General features: G+C 72.5%; 13 protein-coding genes. 2 read left to right on the top strand and 11 right to left on the bottom strand.

Annotated features, from left to right (window positions below; translation table 11 throughout):
* Window positions 1–94 precede the first annotated feature (94 nt).
* From ABZY45_RS26625 to ABZY45_RS26580, 10 genes are all read right to left on the bottom strand, one after another.
* On the bottom strand, window positions 95–358 hold the full coding sequence (locus ABZY45_RS26625; protein ID WP_356743694.1) for an acyl carrier protein: 264 nt from the start codon (window positions 356–358) through the stop codon (window positions 95–97).
* Window positions 345–4,265 (bottom strand): amino acid adenylation domain-containing protein, encoded by a 3,921-nt coding sequence (locus tag ABZY45_RS26620; RefSeq protein WP_356743693.1) that lies wholly within the window; start codon window positions 4,263–4,265, stop codon window positions 345–347. Before ABZY45_RS26620 ends, ABZY45_RS26625 begins: the two co-directional genes overlap by 14 nt.
* Window positions 4,258–5,556: an alanine racemase gene (locus tag ABZY45_RS26615; RefSeq protein WP_356743691.1), complete on the bottom strand. Its 1,299-nt coding sequence runs from the start codon at window positions 5,554–5,556 to the stop codon at window positions 4,258–4,260. The genes ABZY45_RS26620 and ABZY45_RS26615 overlap by 8 nt, the downstream gene beginning before the upstream one ends.
* The gene (locus ABZY45_RS26610) at window positions 5,546–8,821 is read right to left on the bottom strand and encodes an AMP-binding protein (RefSeq protein ID WP_356743690.1); all 3,276 of its coding nucleotides are present in this window, start codon (window positions 8,819–8,821) and stop codon (window positions 5,546–5,548) included. Before ABZY45_RS26610 ends, ABZY45_RS26615 begins: the two co-directional genes overlap by 11 nt.
* Entirely contained in the window at window positions 8,818–9,459 is a 642-nt protein-coding gene (locus ABZY45_RS26605; protein ID WP_356743688.1) for an FMN-binding negative transcriptional regulator, read from the bottom strand. Before ABZY45_RS26605 ends, ABZY45_RS26610 begins: the two co-directional genes overlap by 4 nt.
* Window positions 9,459–10,604, bottom strand: a complete 1,146-nt coding sequence (locus tag ABZY45_RS26600; RefSeq protein ID WP_356743686.1) for an acyl-CoA dehydrogenase family protein — start codon at window positions 10,602–10,604, stop codon at window positions 9,459–9,461. The genes ABZY45_RS26605 and ABZY45_RS26600 overlap by 1 nt, the downstream gene beginning before the upstream one ends.
* Complete coding sequence (locus ABZY45_RS26595) at window positions 10,601–12,109, bottom strand: class I adenylate-forming enzyme family protein (RefSeq protein ID WP_356743684.1); 1,509 nt, start codon at window positions 12,107–12,109, stop codon at window positions 10,601–10,603. The genes ABZY45_RS26600 and ABZY45_RS26595 overlap by 4 nt, the downstream gene beginning before the upstream one ends.
* A gap of 937 nt (window positions 12,110–13,046) precedes the next feature.
* Window positions 13,047–14,753: a LuxR C-terminal-related transcriptional regulator gene (locus ABZY45_RS26590; protein WP_356743682.1), complete on the bottom strand. Its 1,707-nt coding sequence runs from the start codon at window positions 14,751–14,753 to the stop codon at window positions 13,047–13,049.
* Between the two features lie 161 nt (window positions 14,754–14,914).
* Complete coding sequence (gene argJ, locus ABZY45_RS26585) at window positions 14,915–16,069, bottom strand: bifunctional glutamate N-acetyltransferase/amino-acid acetyltransferase ArgJ (protein WP_356743680.1); 1,155 nt, start codon at window positions 16,067–16,069, stop codon at window positions 14,915–14,917.
* 320 nt (window positions 16,070–16,389) lie between these two features.
* Window positions 16,390–17,280 (bottom strand): ferric reductase-like transmembrane domain-containing protein, encoded by an 891-nt coding sequence (locus ABZY45_RS26580; protein ID WP_356743816.1) that lies wholly within the window; start codon window positions 17,278–17,280, stop codon window positions 16,390–16,392.
* A 364-nt stretch (window positions 17,281–17,644) separates the two neighbouring features.
* On the opposite strand from ABZY45_RS26580, the gene ABZY45_RS26575 reads away from it, so the two are divergent.
* Together ABZY45_RS26575 and ABZY45_RS26570 are read left to right on the top strand one after the other, a co-directional pair.
* Window positions 17,645–18,463 (top strand): DUF427 domain-containing protein, encoded by an 819-nt coding sequence (locus ABZY45_RS26575; RefSeq protein ID WP_356743678.1) that lies wholly within the window; start codon window positions 17,645–17,647, stop codon window positions 18,461–18,463.
* A 195-nt stretch (window positions 18,464–18,658) separates the two neighbouring features.
* Complete coding sequence (locus ABZY45_RS26570; protein WP_356743676.1) at window positions 18,659–19,177, top strand: DUF402 domain-containing protein; 519 nt, start codon at window positions 18,659–18,661, stop codon at window positions 19,175–19,177.
* Window positions 19,178–19,264: 87 nt separating this feature from the next.
* On the opposite strand, the gene ABZY45_RS26565 is transcribed toward ABZY45_RS26570, so the two are convergent.
* Window positions 19,265–20,533: a hypothetical protein gene (locus ABZY45_RS26565; protein ID WP_356743674.1), complete on the bottom strand. Its 1,269-nt coding sequence runs from the start codon at window positions 20,531–20,533 to the stop codon at window positions 19,265–19,267.
* Window positions 20,534–20,628 lie beyond the last annotated feature (95 nt).

The following is a 20,628-nucleotide window of genomic DNA, read 5'->3' as shown; positions in this document are numbered from 1 at the left end:
GGGGTCCCTTCGGCGGTGGAGGCACCGGCACGGCGCCGGTGGTGCACGGGCGGTTCACCGGCTGGGCGCCGGTGGTCGTACGGGCGGGTCGTGGTCAGCCGGCCGCGGCGGCGCGGGTGATGCCGTCTTCCAGCCGGGCCACCGTCAGCGGCTCGGCGAACAGCTGCTCCGTGTCGAGGTCGATGTCGAACCGGTCCTCCAGCGCTGAGAGGATCTGGATCAGGACGGCCGAGTTGACGCCCAGGCCGATGAGGTCGAGATCGTGCCGGTCCGCCGGGGCGGAGCATCCGTGGGCCGTGAGTTCCTCGTGGATCGCGCCACGCACCTCGGGGCCGGTCGTCGCACTAGAGCCGGTCATCGCGGTTCTCTCCTTCTGTCGCGTTGCCGCACGTGACTTCTTCGATCGCGTCGCCGCACGCCACTCCTTCGATCGCGTTCCGGACCAGGCGCAGGTTGTCGCCGTCGAAGACCTGGAAGTGACCGCCGGCCAGGGAGGCGCACTCCTCGCGGTGGGCGAGGCGTGCCCAGGCCGCGCCGTCGGGTTCGGCGGGCGCGTCGGCGGCGCGCAGTTCCACGAGCGGCAGCCCGGAGGGCCGAGGGGCCCATGTCCGCAGCAGCGCGGTGTTCCGCCGGTGGACCGCGAACCGGTCGGCGAGCGCCGGGTCCTCGGTGGCGTCGCCTGCTACGGCCGAGGCCCCGGCGGTCTGCCGTACGTCGTGCAGGAAGTCCTCCCAGGTCGCCTCGCCGCCCGCCCTGGCCGCGGCGGCGACCGGGGTGTCCACGACCACGACGCGGGCGGTACCGACCTGGCCGGAGCAGGCCGCCTCGTAGGCGAGGGCGCCGCCGAAGGACCAGCCGGCGAACACGGTCGGCACGCCGTCGCCGCGTGTCACCGCCGGCAGCTTCCGCAGGCACTGGCGGGCCAGTTCCGGCAGGGTCGCGGCGCCGGCCGCGTCAGCGGGGGCGTCGAGGCCGACGACGTGCACGTCGACGTCGTCCCCGAGACCGCGGACGAGACCGGTGTAGCAGGAGACACCGCCGCCTACGGGCGCGAAAAGGACCAGCCGCAGGCGCGGTGCGGTGCACACCCTCGGCCGGTGCGTCCACACGCCGGTGGGGTCCGCGGGGCGGCTGCGCAGGCACAGGGCTGCCAGCCCTCGCGCTGTCGGGTCGCCCATGAAGTCCCCGAAGGACACCTCGTGCCCGTAGCCGCTGCGCAGCAGGGAGAGCAGCCTGATCGCGTCGTAGGACGTACCTCCGGCGTCGAAGAAGGACCCGGTGCCCGGGGGGCGGCCGAGCACCTCGCGCCAGCAGGCCGCGACCTCGTGGCCGTGGAGGCCGGACGGCGGAGCGGCGGCCCGATCACCGCTCCCGTGGTCCGTGGCGAGGTTCCCGGAGTCCGGGGCGGCGCTCCCGGATTCCGGGGCGATCGGGAGCGCTGCGAGCCGCCGGCGATCGATCTTGCCGTTGCCGTTCAGCGGCAGCTCGTCCAGGGCGACGAGGACGTCCGGCAGCATGTAGGCGGGCAGGGTGTCCCGCAGGCCGGCCGTCACGCCGTTCCGCCAGTCGGCCGGGGCGCCGGGAGCGAGGGTGACGAAGCCGGCGAGCCGCCTGCGCCGCCCGTCGCCCCGCACGCACACGGCGGCGGACCGTACGGCGGGGGCCTGCTCCATGCGGTGCTCGATCTCGCCGAGTTCGACGCGGTGCCCGTTCAGCTTCACCTGGTTGTCGGTGCGGCCGAGGAACTCGACGGTCCCGCAGGGGTGGCGGCGGCCCCGGTCGCCGGTCCGGTAGGTCCACCCGTACACAGGGTCGTCGAAGAAGGCCGCCGCTGTGCGCTCCGGGTCGTCCGCGTATCCGTCGGCCACCCCGGCGCCGGCGATGTGGATCTCCCCCACCTGCCAGTCGGGGCAGACCTCCCGGAGCGGGTCGAGCACCAGGATCTCCTGGCCGGGCAGGGCCCGGCCGTACGGAATGGAACGCCCGGCGCAGTCCTCCTCCCCCACGGGGTGGGCGATCGACCAGATCGCGCCCTCCGTGGCACCGCCGAGGCTCGTGATCCGGGCGCTGGGCGCCAGCTCGCACAGGGCGCCGGGCAGGGACAGGGGTATCCAGTCACCGCTGAGCAGGACGGACCGCAGCGACGGCAGGGCGGAGCGCTCCTCGGCGAGCAGCGATGCGAGGGCGGGCGCGGAGTTCCACACGGTGACGCCGTGCCGGTGGACGAGCTCCACCCACCGGGCGGGGGACCTGGCGCTGTCCGGCGACAGCATGACGACCGCACCTCCGCGCAGCAGGGGGCCGAAGAGGTCGTACACGGAGAGGTCGAAGCCGATCGAGGACACCGAGAGCACCCGGTCCGCCGTCGACAGGCCGATCATGTCGTTGACAGCGTCGACGGTGCCTAGGACGGCCGTGTGCGAGACGACGACGCCCTTGGGTTCGCCGGTCGAGCCGGAGGTGAAGATGACGTAGGCGGTGGGGTGTCCGGGTGCGCCGTCCGGGGACGGGGCGGTCGGGGACGGTCCGCCGGGCAGCGGCAGGGGCACGGCCCCGCGCTCCGTCCAGCGGGCGCCGTCCCCCGGCTCGGTGAGCGCGAACCGGACGCCGCCGCGCCGTGCGATGCCGTCGAGGCGGCCGTCCGGGGTGGCGTCGTCGAGCGGGACGTAGACACAGCCGGCGAGCAGCGCGCCGAGGACGGCGACGACCTGTCCGCGACCGCGCGGCAGATGGACGGCCACGCGGTCGCCAGGACGTGCCCCGGCGCCTCGCAGGGTGTCCGCGGCGGCACGGGCCAGCGCGACGAGGCCGGCGTAGGAGAGCGTGCCGTCCTCGTCGTGCACGGCAGGCGCGTCGGGGGTGCGGGCGGCGGTGGCGAGAACGCGTCCGTGGAGGGTCTCCGAACGGGCGGGGCCGGGCGGGCGGCGGCGGGCGGGAGCGGGCCGCCGGGCCGGCGGCGCGTCCCACAGCGCGTCGTCCGCGGCGAGGTCGCGGCTCAGCCGCACGCAGCACTCCACCAGATGGTCGGCGAAGCCGGGGTCGAACGCGTCGGTGCGCCAGTCGAAGCCGAGCCGGACGCTGCCGTCGGACTCTCGTACGGCCTGATGGTCCATCAGAACCTGCGGGACACGCAGCTGTACGTCCTCCCAGCGGCGCCGCAGGCCCGCTGCGGACTCGCCGCGGGTGTCGGCGTCGAGCGCGGTGAAGGCGTACGGATGGGCGAGGCGGCTGAGGTCGGCCGAGGGATCGGCGAGGCGCATGATCTCGGCGCCGCCGAGCGAGCCGTGCACGGCCTGCGTCAGGTAGCGGCGCTGGACCTCGCGGGCGGTGTCCGCGAACCCGGCGGCCGCCGGTATCTCCAGAGGCATGCTGCTGCCGTGGTTGCCGAGGCCGCCGGGTCCGACCGGCCCGCTCCGCCGGGAGTGGAGCACGGTCACCGTGTGGGCCGCGCCGCCGCCGAGGCGGCCCAGGACGGTGCCGTAGACGGCGAGGTGGACCATGGCAGGGGTGAGCCCGCGGGCGGCGGCGCGCTCCTCGATCCGCTGCGCCGTGGCCGGGTCCAGGGTGACCATGCGGTGCGACACGCGGGGGCCGGTGTGGCGCCATCCGGGGCGCAGGGGCAGTTCGGCCGGGCCTGCGAGGGAGGCGGCCCTCTCCCGCCAGAACCGCTCGTCGCGTGCGGCTCGGCTGCGGCGCGTTGCGGACGGGGCGGCGCTGGACGCGGTGACGTCCGGGACGGGCGGGACGGCGCCGGACCCGGCGTCCGCTGCGCCGCCGTCGGTCACCAGGGCGGTGAGGAACGCGGCGAGGGACGCGGCGTCCATGAGCCACAGCGAGTACACGAGGTGCAGCCGTGCCCGGTGGGCGGACCGGACCACCGTCACCTCCAGCTGCGGCCAGTCGCCGAAGGCGAACCGGTCGTCGGTGCAGGAGCGGCGGACCTCGGTGTCGGCGGCGTCGAAGTCGTCGTCCTCCACCCGGCGCACATCCGCGTCGACGGCACCGGCCACGTCGGGCGGCAGGACGGTGAGCGACAGTCCGGCGTCGGCCCGTACGCGCAGGATGTCGTTGGACCGCACCAGCTCCCTCAGCCGCGCGCCGATGCCTGCGGTCCGGTCCGGGTCCAGGTCGCAGCTCAGGTAGTAGCGTGCGGGTCCGCTGAGTTCGAGGCCGTCCTGCGTGCCCACGAGGTAGGCGCGCTGGATGGGGCCGAGGGCGGGGAGCGCCGTCGGCGCGGTCCTCGGCAGGGTCGCGGTGTCAGACATCGCCGTGGACGACCTCTCGTGCGGGTTCGCGGCTGAGGAAGCCGCCGGGGCTGAACGTCGGGCCGTAGGCACCGACCCCCTCGAACAGGAGCAGGTCGCCCGGCTCCACCTCGGGCAGCAGCACCCCGTCGGCGAGCACGTCGAGCTGGGAGCAGAGCGGGCCCGTCACCCGGACCGGCCCGGTCGGCGCGTCCGGCGGGGCCCCGACGGCGCGGACCCGCACCTCGCCGCGTCCGTTTCCGGCGACGAGGCGGCTGGCGATCATCACGTGGTTCATCCCTGCGTCGACGAGGACGTGGCGCAGGCCGCCGACGGTCTTGGTGTCGAGGACGGTGGTCAGCAGGCTGCCGGCCGGGCCGACGAGGGAGCGCCCGTACTCGCACACGAGCGGCAGGCCCGCCGCGCCGTCCGGGAGGGCGGACAGCGGCGTGGCCATGGCCGCCCAGTCGACGTCCGGATCGGCGTCGCACCAGGGCATCGCGATGCCACCGCCGACGGACACGAAGTCGACCTCCAGGGCGAACCTGTCCACGCATGCCAGGGCGCGGGTGGTCATGGCCACACGGGCGGCGTGCACGACGGCGGGGTCGGCGTACTGCGAGCCCCAGAACATCTGGAGGCCGGATACGGAGAGGCCACCCGCGCGCAGCGTCTCCACCACGCGTGCCTCGTCGTCCGCGTCGACACCGAACTGGTTCGGGGACGGCTCGCCGCCCGGGACGCGCGCCGGGTAGGGGGTGTTGAGCCTGATCACGGCGCGCCCCCCGATGCCGAGTTCCCCGGCCGTCGCCGCGAGCAGCGCGGCCTGGCGAGGTGACTCGACGGTCACGGCGACCTCCGCGGCCAGTGCCGCCGCGGCCTCGCCCCGCGACTTGGCGGGGCCGGTGAACAGCACGCGGTCAGCGGGCGTCCCGGAGTCGAGGGCGGTCTCCATCTCCGCGCGCGAGCACACGTCGAAGCCGTCGACCAGAGGGGCCAGCGCGTTGACGACGCCCGGGTGCGGATTGGCCTTCAGCGAGTAGTACAGGCCGGCGCCCTCGATGGACGCCGCGCGCACCCGTGCGACGGCGGCCCGCAGCTCACCGCGGTCGTACAGGTACGCGGGCGTGGCGCCGGCCCGCCGGGCCAGCAGCAGCGCCTGACGGTCGGTGGGGGTGGGCGTGGTGATGTCTCGGGTGGGGGCGCCCCTCCCGGTGCTGCTTTCGTTGTCCGTACCGGTGTCCGCTCCGGTGTCTGTACCGGTGGCCGTGCCGGTCTCGGTACTGATCTCGGTGCCGGTGTCAGTGCTCACCAGGGGTCCTTCCTGCATCGCGCAGTACGGCGAGGACGTGGGCGTGGACCTGGTCGACGACGTCGGCCCGGTCCGCGGTGATGCCCCGCCGGTAGTAGTAGGTCAGCGCCATCTCGCCGCCGGACATCTGGAGTTCGCCCTGCAGTTGGTAGCGCAGGGCCCGTCCGAGGGGGCGTGGCCGCCAGTCCCCCAGGTCGCCGGCGCGGAGCCCTCGGCGGTGGGGGTGCTGGTTGAACAGCACGGTGGAGAGCGGGAAGCAGTCCGTGCCGGCGAGGCCGAGTGCCTCGGCGCGCTGGTCGAACTCCCGTGAACTGTGTGCGAGGCCCGCCTCGACCTGCGCGGCGAACTCCGCCGCGCGCTCCGCCACGATGGCCGGGCCACGTCCGCGGACGACGAGCTGGCTGGTGAACATGCCGGCCGTGTGCGCTCCGGAACCGTGGCGGATCTGCACGGGCACGACGACGGTCAGCGGCCCGAGCCCGAACGTGCGGGCGACGGCGAGTTCGAACGCGGCCAGGACGACGGAGAACACCGAGACCCCGGTAGCGGTGGCGAGCCGGTTGGCCGCCCGCGTCGCGGCGACGCCGAAGGGCCTCGACAGCAGTTCCCCCGCGGCGGCTCCGTAGCCGGTGGCCTCAGGGAGGACGACCTGCCCGGCGCCCGCGAGCAGGTCGTCCCAGTACGCGGCGTCCGCGGGATCGCCCACCGCGCGGCGTTCGGTCGCCGCGCAGTAGTCCCGGTACCCGGTCGCGGGCGGGGCGCCGGGGATGTGGCGGCCGTGCAGCAGCTCCCCGAGTTCCCGGGCGAGGAGGTCGAGGCTGAGGCCGTCGACGAAGAGGTGGTGCGCGACGAGGAGCACCGAGGTGGTGTCCTCGCCGGTGACGGTGACCACCCGCAGGGGCGGTGCCGCGCCGGTGTCGATCAGCTCCGAGACGGCGCTTACACGGGCCTCCTGGACACGTGCCCGGTGCTCCGCACCACGGGCCGCGGGCCCGTCACAGGGACGTACGAGGCACCGGACGGCGGACGCCTCCGTGTGCCGCTGCCGCAGCCCGTCGGGGGTCAGCGCGAGCCTGAGCACGTCGTGGCGGGCCACCAGGGTGTCGACGGCGTCCTGTACGACGTCCGTACGCAAGGTGCCGTCGACGGGGATCTCGCGGGAGATGTTGCACCAGTCGGCGTTGCCGTCGGCCATGCACAGCGCCCGGTAGGCCAGCTGGCGCTCCGACAGGGGGTACGTGTCACCGGTCGCCGCCGTCGGCACGGGCGCGGGGCCGGCGGGAGCCTCCACGGCTGAGGCGGCTGCACCGGCTGTGGTGGCTGTCGGAGCTGCGGTGGCCGGTCCGGGCGCGGTGGCCGCCCCGGCCCCGGTGGCTGTTCCGCTTGCGGCCCGCGTAGCGCCGACCGCCTCGGCGAGGGCGGCGACATCGCGGAGGCCGAAGAAGTCCTTCACCGACAGGCCGGTCGCGAAGCGCCGGTTGACCTCCGGGGCGAGCTCCATCATGTCGAGGGAGGTCAGACCCGTGTCGACGAACGGTGTCGTGGACGCGGTGCCGGTCCCGTACCCCAGCAGGGCCCGCAGCTGCTCCTCGACAGTGCCGCCCGCGTGCGGGGCAGCGGAGGCCGGGAGGTCCGTCGTCCTTTCCGGGAGGGCGGAGGCGGCCAGCGCGGTGCGGTCGACCTTCCCGCTGCGCAGCAGCGGCAGGTCGCCGCGGACGTGGACGGCCGGCCGGGGCAGTCCGAGGCTCCGGGCGGTGTCCGCGACGGCGGCGCGCAGCGTCCGGGCCGCCGGTGCCGCGGGATCGGCGACGGCGACGAACGCGTGCGGCCCGTCCCGGTCGACGACGGCGCACTGGCGGACGCCGGGCAGCCCTTCCACCTCGTCGACGAAGCGGTGGTAGGAGACGCGGCGGCCGGACACCTTCAGGTCGTTGCCGCGTCTGCCCACGACGACGAGTTCGCCGGCTTCGTCGAGGCGTCCGGTGTCACCGGTGCGCAGGTCGGCGGGGAGTGCGGTGACGCGGAACGTCCCCGGCGCGGGACCGGGTTCGCCGGAGAGCAGCCCCAGTGCGGGCGCCGAGGAGGTGACGACCACCTCGCCGGAGCCGTCCGGTCCGGGGTCGTCGACGCGCACGGACGTGCCAGGTCTCGGGCGGCCGACCGGGACGCCGTCGGCGACGAGGCCCGACGTGCCGCGGATACCCCGGCGGTACAGCTGGGCCAGGGTGCCCTCGGTCATGCCGTACAGGTTGACGAACTCGGCCCCCGGGGCCAGCCGGGTCCACTGGTCGACGACCCGGCGGGGCAGGACCTCCCCGGCGAAGAATCCCAGCCGCAGGTGGTCGAGGCTTCCCGGGGACGCGCCGTCGAGCGCGTCGCCGATCCGGCGGGCGAGGGAGGGGACCAGGAAGGCGATCGTGGCCCCGTGGGCCGCCAGGTGACGGGCCAGGGCCTCCGGGTCGAGTTGCGCGTCCACGTCGGGCAGGCTCAGGGTGCCGCCCGCCGTGAGCACCGCCAGCAGTTCACGCAGGGAGGGGTCGAAATTGGTGCGGGTGACGGCGGCGCACACATCGGCCGGGGTGAGCGCGAACTCCGCCGTGAACCAGCGGAGGAACGCGTGCAGGCCCCGGCGGCTGCCGACGACTGCCTTCGGCTCCCCCGTCGAGCCGGACGTCGGGATGAGGTAGCCCGCGTCGGGGTCGGTGTGGCGCTGCGGGCCGGGGCGCCCGGGGGGACCGGCGGCGTCCGCGACCGCCAGGCCGGTGGCGGCGTCCAGCACCAGCTCGTCCGGGTCGCCGACACCGCGGTAGTGGCCGGCCGGGGAGACGTCGCTGGACAGGACGGCGGACGGCCGGGCGATGCGCTCGGTCCACGCGTACCGGCCGGCGGTCAGGCCGGCGTCGACCGGCACAGGTACCGCGCCGCTGCGCAGGGCGGCGAGCAGCCCGACCACGTAGGCGGGGCACAGCGGGCCCATCACCAGGACGTGGGTGCCGGTGGCGCCGGCGCTCAGCAGGCGGTCCGTCAGCGTGTCGGCAGCGTGTGCGAGTTCGGCGTAGCTGGTCCGACGCCCGCGCCACAGGAGGGCGGTACGGTCGTCGCCGGTGAGGCGAAGCATCCGGGCCAGGGCGTCCTGTGTGCGTCCGTACGGTGTGCCGTCGTGCCGCGTGCCATTGCCCCGTGTGCCGTCGCCCCGTGTGCCGTCGCCCCGCGTGGCGTCGTCCCGCAAGCCGCGGTCCCGCGTGCCGTTGTCCCGTGTGCTCATGAGGCCGGACACCCGCGGCTCGTCGTCGGCGGGTCGAGGACCATGCCGGCCAGGTCCCGCAGGGCCCCGGCGCCGTCGTCCTGCAGGGCGCGGGCCAGGCTCTCCGTCCCGCCCTTGCGCTGGTTGAGGCGGAAGCACGAGGTGAGTTCGATGTCGCGGAGGCGGAACCCGACGATGTCCTTCAGGTACACCTCGGACAGGTGCGCCGGAATCTCGTCGAGTGTCCACGGCGGGCCCTCGACCGTGGCCCGCTGGAGGCGGTCGATGAGCACCTCGATGTCGGCACGGGTCCGGGCGGGGTCACTGAGCTCCAGCCGGCCGGAGACCTCGACGGCGCAGTAGAGCCAGGTGGGTATGCGGTCGCGGGTGCCGAACCACTCGGCGGGGACGTAGGTGTCGGGTCCGAGGACCGTCACGGTGGCGGGGCCGCCGGCGCCGAAGGTCCCGGACATGGCGTTGGCCCTGGCCACGTGCCCGGCGACGAACAGTTCGCCCTCGTCGGACTCGCGCAGGTCGACGGGGAGCGGCGAGGTGTGCATCCGGCCCTCGTGGGAGGTGGCGAGCACCCCGAAGGACTTGGCGCGGACGAACTCGCACATGGCGGGCAGCGGAAGGCTGAAGTGGTCTCTGGTGTACATCAGTCGCGGTCCCTCACGTCGGCATCCAGTTCTTCCAGGCCCACGCCCTCGCGCGCGCCGCGCTGCGGCGGGTGGAAGGCGATCGCGTTGACGGCGCCGGCGAGGCCCGTCCACAGGTCGCCGCGGGCGAACGCGCCGCCACCCGCGGCGCGCACCAGCGCGGCGCCGACAGCGCCGATCTCGTCCTCGACCCGGTCACGGGCGCGCACGGCGAGGTTGAGCTGGTCGCGGGCGGGTGCGGCCTCGTCGACGGCTCCGGCGGCCCGCAGCAGGACGCCCTCCAGTTCGCGCAGGTGTGCCACGGCCTCGCGCCGGCCCCGGGACGAGGCGCGCCTCTCCGGGGGCGTCGCGTCGGCCAGGCAGGAGGCGACGCCGAGGTAGGAGGCGCTGATGAGCAGCTGGAACCAGAGATAGCAGTCGCTCGCGAAGCGGCGTCCCGCGTCGCCGACGAGCGGGAATACCTGCCCGGCGTCGATCCGTACGTCCGTCAGCCGCACGGCGTGGCTCTCGGCGGCGAGGAACACGGGGCTCTGCCAGAACGGGCTGCGGGTCAGCCCCTGTGCCCGGGCGTCGACGAATGCCTGCGCGTACCCCTCCGGTGAGCCGTCGGGTGCCCGCAGCTCGACCATCAGGGACATCATGTCCATGCTGGTCGACAGCGAGCAGGGCCGCTTCAGTCCGGTGACGCGGTACTCGCCTCCGTCGCGGACGGCCTGGCTGCCGAGGCTGCGCAGATCGCGGCCGGGGGTGGACTCGGCGCCGCCGGAGGCGATCAGCAGGGCGCCACGGGAGATTCCCGAGAGGATCGCGCCGGCCCGCTCGTCGCCGGATGCGGCGACTCTGCCGAGGGCGGCGATCTTGTAGTGGTGCATGGTCGTCGCGATCGCGGCGGACGGTGCGAGCGAGCCGAGGGCGACCTGGAACCGCACCGCCTGCGCGGCGGTCGCGCCGGATCCGCCGAGGGCGGCGGGGATCAGCATCGCCGTCGCGCGGGTGCGCTTGAGGAGGGCGAACGCGCCCGACGCGTCCTTCTCGTGGCCGGCCGGCGGCGTGGCCGACAGCTCCTCCCAGAGCCCTTCCCCCACGGCGTCGAGCCGGGCCCCGGCATCGGCGACGGCCGCTTCCCCGGTCTCTGTGCTGGTCACGTGGTCTCCCCCTCCTGGTCGAGCACCAGCCGCTTCACAGCGGCGTAGTCGGTCTTGCCGAGCGGTGTGCGCGGCAGAGCCGCGGTCACGTGGTACTGCCGGGGCAGTTGGTGTGGATGCAACCGGTCCGCGAGGCGTCGGCGGACCTCCGCCAGGTCGAAGCCGTCCCCGGTCACCAGGGCGGCTGCGATCCGCTCGGTGGTATGTGCGTCCGGGATGCCCACCACGGCGGTGTCGAGCACCCCCGGGCAGTCGCGCAGCGCCGCCTCCACCTCCAGCGGCCCGACCTTGCTCCCGGCCACGTTGACGAAGGTGGAACGCCGCCCGAGGACGTACCAGCCGTCGGCGTCGGCGCGCACCAGGTCGCGGGTGCGCAGCCAGCCGTCCTCGAACATCTCGGCGGTGGCCGCGGGGTCGCTGTAGTACCCGCGGGCGAGCCCGGGCCCGCGGACGTACAGCTCGTACGCGGGGCCCTCGTGGGCGTCCTCTGCGGGCACCGGTTCGAGGCGGTGCTCCACGCCGGCGACGGGCAGCCCGATGGAACCGCGGCCGGTGTACCGGCGGTCGAAGCAGATGACGGCGATCTCCGAGAGTCCGTAGACCTGGCGGAGCGGCAGCCCGAACCGTTCGTGGAACAGGGCTTGGACGGCGGGGTCGAGCGGCGCGCTGCCGGAGATCGCGAGCCGCAGCGACGACAGGTCCCCCGCGCGGGCACTGCTCGCGCCGGTGAGCATGCCGTACATGACGGGCAGTCCACTCATGACGGTGACGCCGTGCCGCCGGATGATCCGGGCGAGCCCCCTGCCGGTGAGCCGGTCCCCCCGGGCGAGGACGACGGTGGCACCGCTCAGCAGGGCGGGCAGGGTGAGGACGTCGATGCCGTGGCAGTGCCACAGGGGCAGGGCGCACAGCACGGTGTCCGCGGCGGTCAGTTCCATCTCGCCCGCCCACAGGCGCACCCGGGCCGACACCGCGGCTTCGGTCATGACGATGCCCTTGGGCTCACCGGTCGATCCGGACGTGCAGTGCACGACGAAGTCGTCGGGCAGATACGCCGGGGCGGGAACGCCTCCGGGCTGTTCACGCCCGGCGACGGGGCTGAGCCCGAACGAACCCGCCCCGTCGGCGACCGCGAGCACGGTCACGTCGAAGCGCGCGGTCCCTTGCGGCGTCCCGTGCGGCTGGAGACGGCCGTCGAGCAGCACGGTGACCTGGTCGAGTTTGGACGCGGCGAGGTAGACGGCGACGAAGGCGACCGGATCGTCCACGGCGAGGCCCAGGACGTCGCCGGGCCCGAGGGCGGCAGCCAGCCGAGCCGCCGCCGCCTCCACCGCGTCCAGGAGTGCGCCGTACGTCGTGGTGGCCCCGTCGGGAGAGATCACGGCAGGGGTCCGGGGGGCGGCGAGGGCGGCGGCGCGGAAACCCGCGTACACCTCGCCCTCGCGGCCCGGCGCCGGGCCGGCGGACCGGGCCCCGGCATGCTGCGTCACGGCGTGCTGCGTCACGGCGGAGATTCCTCCAGGGTATTTCTGCCGAACTTCAGGAAAACCGCGGACGACGTCGTCCGCGAATCGTGGAACACGCAGGGCAATTCATCCGCCAATTCCCTCCAAGAACGCAGGAGAGAAGGCGATCACAGCGGAATCGACTCTCTTCGGAAATCTGCACGAATTGCTCGACCGCTCGCCGGGGACCGGTCACCGGCGCGTCCCCGCGCCGCACACGCACGGGGGAACAAGGGCGCCGGGCATGACTACGCGGACCGCGTTCGGCATCCCCGACCCGCTTGTACAGCAGTCGAGTTGCACAGAATCAGCTGTTTGGTGAACAGCGTGGCCGTGTCATCCCCCGCAGCGGCCGAAGCCGCGCCCATCCCCCGAAAACGTGAACAACCGACGCCGCAAAGGCGCTTCCCCCACTCACTGCCTTTGAACACACGACCGCCGAACCGAACCGGCGACCGGGCATGTCGAAGAAATCACACGACCATTCCCCGCGCAAGACGGTTCCATATGACGAGACATTCCCGCACGGTACCTAGGTAGAAATACCGATGCGCTTCAGGCGCCTGGTACCCGCGGATTCGACACCCTCCGTTCGGATGTGTTGACGACTGCCCGCGAACGAGCCGACGTACATGCGCGGTCCCGTGGACACACCTCGGCCCACCGGGGCGCCGGAAGACGCACGGAGACACACGAAGCCACGAAGTGACGAAGGCGTACGAAGGCGGATGGGAGGCCCCTCGAAGCCCGGGAGCCCGGGAGCCCCAGAAGTCACAGTCACAGGAAACCCGGAGAGGCCGCAGGAGCCCGGACGGCGTGCGGCAGAAAACCCTCGGGCGCCGAGCACGCTTCCGCCGGGCGACTACGGGCCACGCGGCGAGCGCCGGGCGGCGGCAGGCCACGCGGGGAGCGCCGGGGCCGCCGCGGTCCGCGGCGCTCACACCTCCCGGGCCGGACCCGACCGGTGGTACCAGGCGGCGACCTCCGCGCGGTTGCGGACCCCTAGTCGTCCGAGGATCTGCACGACATGCGCGTTGACGGTGCGGACGCTGAGCCCGAGGTCCCCGGCGATCTCCCGGTCGGTGCGCCCCCGGGCGAGAAGGGAGGCGACCTGCTGCTGCCGCCCCGTCAGCGCCACGGTCGGAGCGGTATGCACCGCCGTCGCCGCCCCGGCACCGCGCAGGGCCGCGATCCGTTCGAGATGCGGCGCCGCCCGCATGTCGCGGGCGATCTGCGCCGCCTCGTCGAGGAGCAGACGGGCCCGGGCCACGGGCCCGTACAGCGCGGCCCTGCCCAGCAGTGCCGTGACCAAGCGGGCACGGGCATGTGTCCGGCGGAAGACGACGATCGCCTCGTCCCAGTGCCGCGCGGCGTCGTCCGGTTCGGGGGCGCATCGGGCGCGCGCCTGCGCCACGACGCCGTCGGTGAGTTCGTACGTGGCGATCACATGGCCGCGCACCTTGGGATAGATGCGTTCGATGACATCGAGCAACCGGGTCGGCGAACTGTCGGGATGCATGAGGGTGTGCCGCCCCTCGCACTGCGACTCGATCGCCGAGGCGAGGGCGTTCACGACGTGCAGACCGCAGCCGGACGGAGCGAGTATCCCCTCGGCGAGTGTCAGCGCCCTGCCTATCAGCTCCTCCACGCTCGCGTAGTCCTCCAGCCGCACGGCGGCGGCCAGCGCGATGTTCAGCAGGTAGGCGTGGCGCGTCGGACTGCTCGACTCGACCAGTTCGACGAACGGAGGCACCGTCCTGGGGCGCGGGCCCTGCCGGCTCGTCAGCCAGCAGCGGACCAGGGTCTCCTCCACGGCGTTGATCGAGCCGTGGCGCCCGTCGGCGACCGCGGGGCCGAGCAGCGAGTCGGCCTCCGGCCAGTGGCCCGCCTCGATGAGGTCCTTCACCAGCGACAGGCGAAGTGTGTCGCCCTCCTTGGTGGCGAGTTCACCGAAGTCCCTCGCGTACCGGAGCCCGACCCTCTTGATCCGCAGGGCGTCGCCGACGCTCCCGGTCCTCAGGTAGGCGGCCCTCGCCTCGTTGAGATACGAGCGGACCACGATGTGGTGCTGGGCGGACTCCATGCCGAGACGCCGCGCCCGGCGGGTGCGTTCGATCGACTCCTCCGGCGTGCCGAGGGCGAGCAGGGCCTCGGCCGCCACGGTGTGCACGGTCATCTCCAGTTGGGTGTCCACGACGTCCCGTGCCAGGTCGAACGCTTCGCGTAACAGACCCATCCCCTCCTCGGTGCGCCCCCTCTGCACATAGGCGAAGCCGACCGAGCACAGCACCTTGACCTTGCTGTGGAACGGTTCGTCGGGACGCAGCTCGGCGAGCGCCTGCTCGAAGTAGTCGTGCGTCCAGCTGCAGCTGGACGCGTCCAGATAGCGCCCGAGGCGCTCCAGGAGCTCCGCCTTCGAATGGTCGGCTCCGTCGCCCGCCATGGCGAGCGCCCGTATGAGGACGGCCTGCGCCTCGTCCGCGTGACCGAGCCTGAACAGGTGCTCCGCCCTGCGCTGGAGGGCCGCCGCGCTGTCCGGCCGCTCTCGGTCACCGTCCCCCGGCACCGCCATGGATATCCCCCCGATCGGTGGCGCGCCGCAGCCCCGCTCCACGGCCGCATGCCCGGCGTCTTCCCTGTCCATCCGTCTCCCACCCACCGGACGGAACCCTCTCCGGCACGCCCCGAAGCGAGGGCGTCGTACGCCGCTGCCGGCCCGGCGGGCTGCCTCCGGACGCGTTCCGGGCGCGCGGAGCTGCCCGGTGCGCGGCACCGGGCAGCGTGGTCCGCGACGACCTTCGGACGTCAGGTGGTGTAGTCGGCGTTGATCTTCACGTAGCCCTCGGTCAGGTCGCATCCGTAGACGGTGAACGCCCCGTCCCCGATACCGAGGTCGACCCGGATGACGACCTCGTCGCCGGTCAGGTAGCGGGACGCCTCCGCCAGGAGCTCGTCGCTCGGCTCCTCGGGGTGCATGACGAGGTCGCCGAAGCGGATACCGACGTTCGGGGGGTCGATGTCGGTCTCGTCGTCGAGCTTGCCGACCGCCATCGCGACCCTGCCCCAGTTGGGGTCGGCGCCGTGCACCGCGGCTTTGACCAGCGGCGAGTTGACGACGCTCTTGCCGACCCGCTTGGCCTGCGCGTCGTCGCGCGCACCGGTCACCCGGACCTCGATCAGCTTGGAGGCGCCCTCGCCGTCCGATGCGATGTCGCGCACGAGATGCAGGGCGCACTCGTACAGTGCCCGCTCGAACTCGTCGACGTCGACGGACCCCGCGAGACCGTTGGCGAAGATCGCGGCGGTGTCGCTCGTCGAGGTGTCGGTGTCGATGCTCAGCGCGTTGAACGTCTTGTCCATGACGCGCCGGAACAGGGCGTCGAGCTGGTCGGCGGGGATGTCGGCGTCGGTGAAGAAGAAGGTGAGCAGGGTCGCCATGTTCGGCTCGATCATGCCGACACCCTTGGCGATGCCGGTGAGCACCGCGTCACCACAGGGCACGGTGAAGTACTTCGGCCGGGTGTCGGTCGTCATGATGGCCTTGGCCGCAGCGGCGTAGTCCGCCTCGGGGAACGGCCAGGAGAGCGAGGCCAGTCCGGCCCGGATGCCCTCCATGGGATAGGGCCGGCCGATCACCCCGGTGGAACCGATGACCAGGTCCTCGGGCTCGACCCCGGCGGCCTCGGCCACCTTGGCCCGCACCTCCGCGGCGTGCGAGGCCCCCGTCTTGCCGGTCGCCACATTGGCGTTGCGGGAGAGCACCACCATGCCGCGGGCGCTCCGGCGGGAGGCGGCCTCACGGCTGATGACGACACTCGGGCCGGCGAAGCGCGAACGGGTGAAGACCGCCGCGGACCGGGCGGGCACTTCGGACACCACGGCGGCGAAGTCGTCATCGACGTCCTTGAGCCCCATGTTCATGGTGACACTGCGAAAACCGCGCGGCGCCATGGATCCCATACCGGCAGACCTCCCGAGTGGTCCGGACCCTCCGTGCGAGGCAGTCCGGCAATGCATGAAGATTCCGTGAACCGTACACTTTCGCGCCACGGTAGAGCAAGCGATCACGACATACAACCGACTAAATCACCCTGTTTGCCGCACTGTTCAGCCAGTCATCCGCATTCTGGACAGCTACTGGACACCTCACGACTACATACTTTTGCATTTACGTTGCCGTAACACGTGCCCCTGCGTGCCTGCCCTGCACGCCCGACCGTCTCCGGAGCGCCGCCCTCGGGAACACCGCTCCCGAAGACCCATGGCAATGGTTCAGGCCGTCACTCCGTCTCCTGCGCGTGCGGGGCCGTCGCCGGCGGGTGAGCAGGCCGGGCCCGACCACCGTCACGGCCGGACGCCACCACGACGACGAGCCCGACGATCACGGCTCCGGCGGCGGCCCGCCCCGCCGCCCGCACCCACCACCCCCCGGTGGCACCCCTGCGCCCACCCGGCGTGCCCAGCCGTTCGGCCCGACAGGCCGGTCGCAGCAGGCGGAGCAACAGCAGTAGCGCGACCGGTAGTTGCAGCAACCACAGGACGGTGCGCGGCCAGTCCCCGTACCAGACGTTGGTTCCGTACAGCAGCGTGTGCCACACGCTCAGCACATACACGACGATCACGAAACGGTGCAGGCGCCGCCACGTGTTCGCACCGATGCGGTGCCGGACGTAGAACAGCAGCCCCAAGGGAATCGCCAGGTAGACGGCCCCTTGTCCGAGCGGTATCGCGATCCGGCCGGTGCCTGAGTCGTACCAGCCCGGCACGAAGGTGTCCGCGAAACCCACCCACAACCGCTCGGCCCACGACACCTTCGTCTCGTAGCGTACGAGTTCCGCCGCGAACATCAGCGCGTGTGCGAGCATCAGCGCCGTCGTCGTGAGGCTCGTGGTGCGGTGCCAGCGCTCAAGTGCCTGCCGCGAGACCGGCAGCCGGGTCGAGTGTGCCCCGGACAGCAGCAGACCGATCATGACCGTGCCCCAGGCCCACAGCAGGCCCGACCATCCGAATGCCTGGCTGAGCAGGTACATCCAGTAGGTACCGGGATCGTCCATGAACGGCATGACGGCAACGGTGTCCGACTCGCCCGATGCCATGCGCGCGTGCAGGAACACGAACACCAGCACCGTGACCACCACAGCCGCAGCGACGTCGGGCAGGGCGGCCCGCATGTCACCACGCAGGGCGACGCGGTCGCCGGAAGGCCGTTGCCGTCCAGGCGTTGCCGCTGCCTCGTCTCCGGCCGGCCTCGCGTCAGACTCCATCACGGGCCTCCTGGGCGCGGGCCACCTCAGTGGCGGTGCGTATGTGGCGTGGGACAACGAGTCTGGCTGAGGGGACCACGACCCCCGAGGCGTCATCCGGCCAGAGCCGCCACCAGGGCACCCCCGGACGCCCGTGATGGAGTCGGACACGAGGTGCCGGCTTTGCCACCAGCCGGGATACGGAGGAGTGTGGAATCGGCTGTCGCGGTACCGCGAATCCGGGTCCGTCCGGGCAGCCGGGGGCAAGAACCGGAGCGAGGAGGAGAGACCCATGACCGCACCGAAGCCCGTCCCGGAAGCCGTGCCCGTGGTACGCCGCCACGATGAGCGCGACTGCGTGTTCTGGGAACCGAGTGAGCGCTGGGTGCGCGCGACGGCGGGGCAGGTCACGGTCGTGGACAGCCGTGAACCGGTCCTCGTGTGGGAGCCCGGTCGCCCCGTCCCCCTCTACGCCTTTCCGGCCGGGGACGTCCGGACGGACCTGCTGCGGCGGACGGAGCGGCCCCCCACCCGGCGGCGCCACGCCGGTGCGACGGTCTTCTACGACCTGGTGCTCCCCGACAGGACCGTCCCCGCGGCCGCCTGGACCTACCCGGGGGCGGATCTGGCGGGCCACATCAGCTTCGAATGGTTCGGGCGCGAGATGCTGGACCACTGGTACGAGGAGGAAGAGGAGATCTTCGTGCACCCGCGCGACCCCCACAAACGGGTGGACGCCCTGCCCAGCAGCCGACATGTCCAGGTCGAGATCGAGGGCACGGTCGTCGCGGACACGCACGCGCCGATTCTGCTGTTCGAGACGGGTCTGCCGGTGCGCTTCTACCTCCCTCGGGAGGATGTCCGCCTCGACCTCTTCACCAGCACCGACGGGCGCACCCGGTGTCCGTACAAGGGCGTGGCGAGCGAGTACTGGTCCTGGGCGGGCGAGGCCGACGTGCGGCCCGACATCGCCTGGAGCTACCCCGACCCCTTGCCCTCGGTAGGAATCATCAGGGACCGGGTGGCCTTCTACGACGAGTCCGTCGACGTCGTCGTGGACGGAGTGCGGCGGAAACGGCCGGTCACCTTCTTCAGCCGGCCGTCGCGATAGCGCACACGACCAAGCGGCGGGCATCTCGGGGCGCGGACCTGGTTCCCGAGCCGAATCCGCAGTACTCGTCCGCCTGGAGTCATGGAGGAGAGCACGCATCGAAGAGCCGTGTTGATCATTACAGCGTACGGCGCCCTGAAGAGAGCCAGCTCTGGTGGATGCTCGGTCATTTCGCTGTCGGGCTAGCGTCCTGGCATGACCACTGATGGTGACCCGGTGATGGTCGACGTGCGGAAGTACGACGGCAGCTCGAGTGCGCTGTGGAGTGCCGCTCGGCTCGGCGAGGACGCGCACGGCGTGTGGCTGGGTACGACGCGGGGCACCCCCGTGAGTTCAGCCGCGGGTGGCTGGACGGCCCGGTTCCCATACGTGATGTTGGTCCCGCGCCGCGAGTGGTGGACGGCGACGTTCTGTACGGCGCCGGGCCCCGAGATGTACTGCGATGTCTGCACGGTGCCCGAGTGGAACGCTGAGGGGACCGAGCTGAGCATCATCGATCTCGATCTCGATGTCGTGCGGTCTCACGGCGGCGAGGCCTGTGCACAGGACGAGGACGAGTTCGACCGACACCGAGTGCTCTATAGCTATCCCGACGAGTTGGTCGACAAGGCCCGGCGGACCTGCGAGTGGTTGATGTGGGCAGGCCGTCGCAGTGGACAAGGCGCCGAACCTTTCGCCTCGGTGTACCGCCACTGGCTCGGCCTCATCGCGTAGTCGGTGCCGGCGGCAGAACGGCGCCTCAAGCAATTCAGCGGCGCTACCCGACATGCTCGGTAGGGGTCGACCCCATCGCTGGTCAGCTCAGAGGTCAGTTGCCGACTCAGGCACCGCCGGGGAAAGCCCTGTGTAGACGCGCAGCCCTGCTTGAGTGGCTGGGAGCCCATAGGCATTGAGAATCGCGCCGATGTCACCCCCTGTGTTCCACCATCCCTCGTAGAGGTCGGCCAGGGCGCACAGAAACTGTTGCTGCGAGGGATGGAGGCTCGCGAACAGGGGGCGGGGAAGGGAAAGGGGGTCAGGAAACAGGGACGGCAGAACCGTCTTCGCCTTGAACGCCAGCAGCGAACGGTCGACGGACGGCAGGCAGGCGGCCACCGCATCGCGCGAGGCCGCGGAAGTCGGGAGGGCGATGAGGAGGTCGGCGGTGAGGCCGTGGAAGTCTCCGTTGCCGTAGTCGGTCGCAGGCACGGGCGCAGGGGCTGCGGCCGCGGCAGCGAGTTCGGCGACGGCCCGTTCGAGGAGCGGGGCCTCGACCTTCTCTCCGCTCCGGGCGGTTTGGGCGATCGCGGTGGCAGCAGCCCAGCGCACGAGAGCGTCCTCGGCCTTCAGATCATCCGCCAGAACCTCCACAAGATCGGGCGCGCCAAGGATGCCGACCGCCACGAGCGACGTCGCCTTGGCAACGCTGTCGTGCTCGTGCGCAGCAAAGTCACGCAGCAGAGGTACAGCAGTGTCCGACAGTTCGGGAAACCAGGCGAGCAAGTAGGCGGCCCGGGTGCGGACGCGGAGTTCTTCATCGCGCAAGAGGCCCAGCAGGGCGGGAATTTCTGCCAGGACGGCGTCGTACGAGCGCATCGAGGAGTCGCGGGCATCGATCGGGTTGCCGGCCGCCATCCAGTCCCGGACCTGTTGCAGGTTGCAGCGGCGCTGCTCGTCCCGCTCGGTGGCCAGTGCTTCCTCGTAAGCCGGGAGAAGCCTGACGGGAGCATTCTCGGCGGCCTCCGCCCGCCAGGCGGAGATGTCGGCCCCGTCGATGATCTCGCTCTCCTCGTCCCAGTTGACCGCAAGGCCGGTCAGCAGGTGCAAAGCGTGCTCACGCGCCGGGTCCGGTCCCAGGCGCGCGATCCGGGCAAGGAAGGGCACCACGTACGGAGACGCCTGACAGCGGTTGCCCTGATGCGCAAGGCTGTTGAACAGACTGTTCACCGCCTGCCGTAGAGCCCGCTCGTCGTGACTGCACAAGGCGCGCAGGTGACCAGGGACATCGTCCGCGGTGCCGTAGGCGTGGCTCAGGTTTGTCCAGTCGACGTCGTCCAGACCGGCCAGCAGGTCCTCGTCCCCAGTGATCACGGCCGCATCATGCCAGGTACGCCGGGCCGCGCGCGATCCAGCTTCCCGACGGCGGAGTCGAGGACTACGACGTCTTGCACTTTGACGACGGCGAC

It is taken from the genome of Streptomyces sp. NPDC006516 (assembly GCF_040611875.1).
Lineage (GTDB): Bacteria > Actinomycetota > Actinomycetes > Streptomycetales > Streptomycetaceae > Streptomyces.
Note: the sequence above shows the minus strand (reverse complement) of the source record. Positions and strands in the feature narration are given on the sequence as shown.

Bases quoted from the DNA above. Each gene is read 5' to 3' on its own strand.
- ABZY45_RS26570 (WP_356743676.1), top strand. From the start codon at position 18,659: ATGACCACTGATGGTGACCCGGTGATGGTCGACGTGCGGAAGTACGAC.
- ABZY45_RS26575 (WP_356743678.1), top strand. From the start codon at position 17,645: ATGACCGCACCGAAGCCCGTCCCGGAAGCCGTGCCCGTGGTACGCCGC.
- ABZY45_RS26605 (WP_356743688.1), bottom strand. From the start codon at position 9,459: ATGTACACCAGAGACCACTTCAGCCTTCCGCTGCCCGCCATGTGCGAG.
- ABZY45_RS26580 (WP_356743816.1), bottom strand. From the start codon at position 17,280: ATGCGGGCCGCCCTGCCCGACGTCGCTGCGGCTGTGGTGGTCACGGTG.
- ABZY45_RS26590 (WP_356743682.1), bottom strand. From the start codon at position 14,753: ATGGACAGGGAAGACGCCGGGCATGCGGCCGTGGAGCGGGGCTGCGGC.
- ABZY45_RS26625 (WP_356743694.1), bottom strand. From the start codon at position 358: ATGACCGGCTCTAGTGCGACGACCGGCCCCGAGGTGCGTGGCGCGATC.
- argJ (WP_356743680.1), bottom strand. From the start codon at position 16,069: ATGGGATCCATGGCGCCGCGCGGTTTTCGCAGTGTCACCATGAACATG.
- ABZY45_RS26610 (WP_356743690.1), bottom strand. From the start codon at position 8,821: ATGAGCACACGGGACAACGGCACGCGGGACCGCGGCTTGCGGGACGAC.
- ABZY45_RS26620 (WP_356743693.1), bottom strand. From the start codon at position 4,265: ATGTCTGACACCGCGACCCTGCCGAGGACCGCGCCGACGGCGCTCCCC.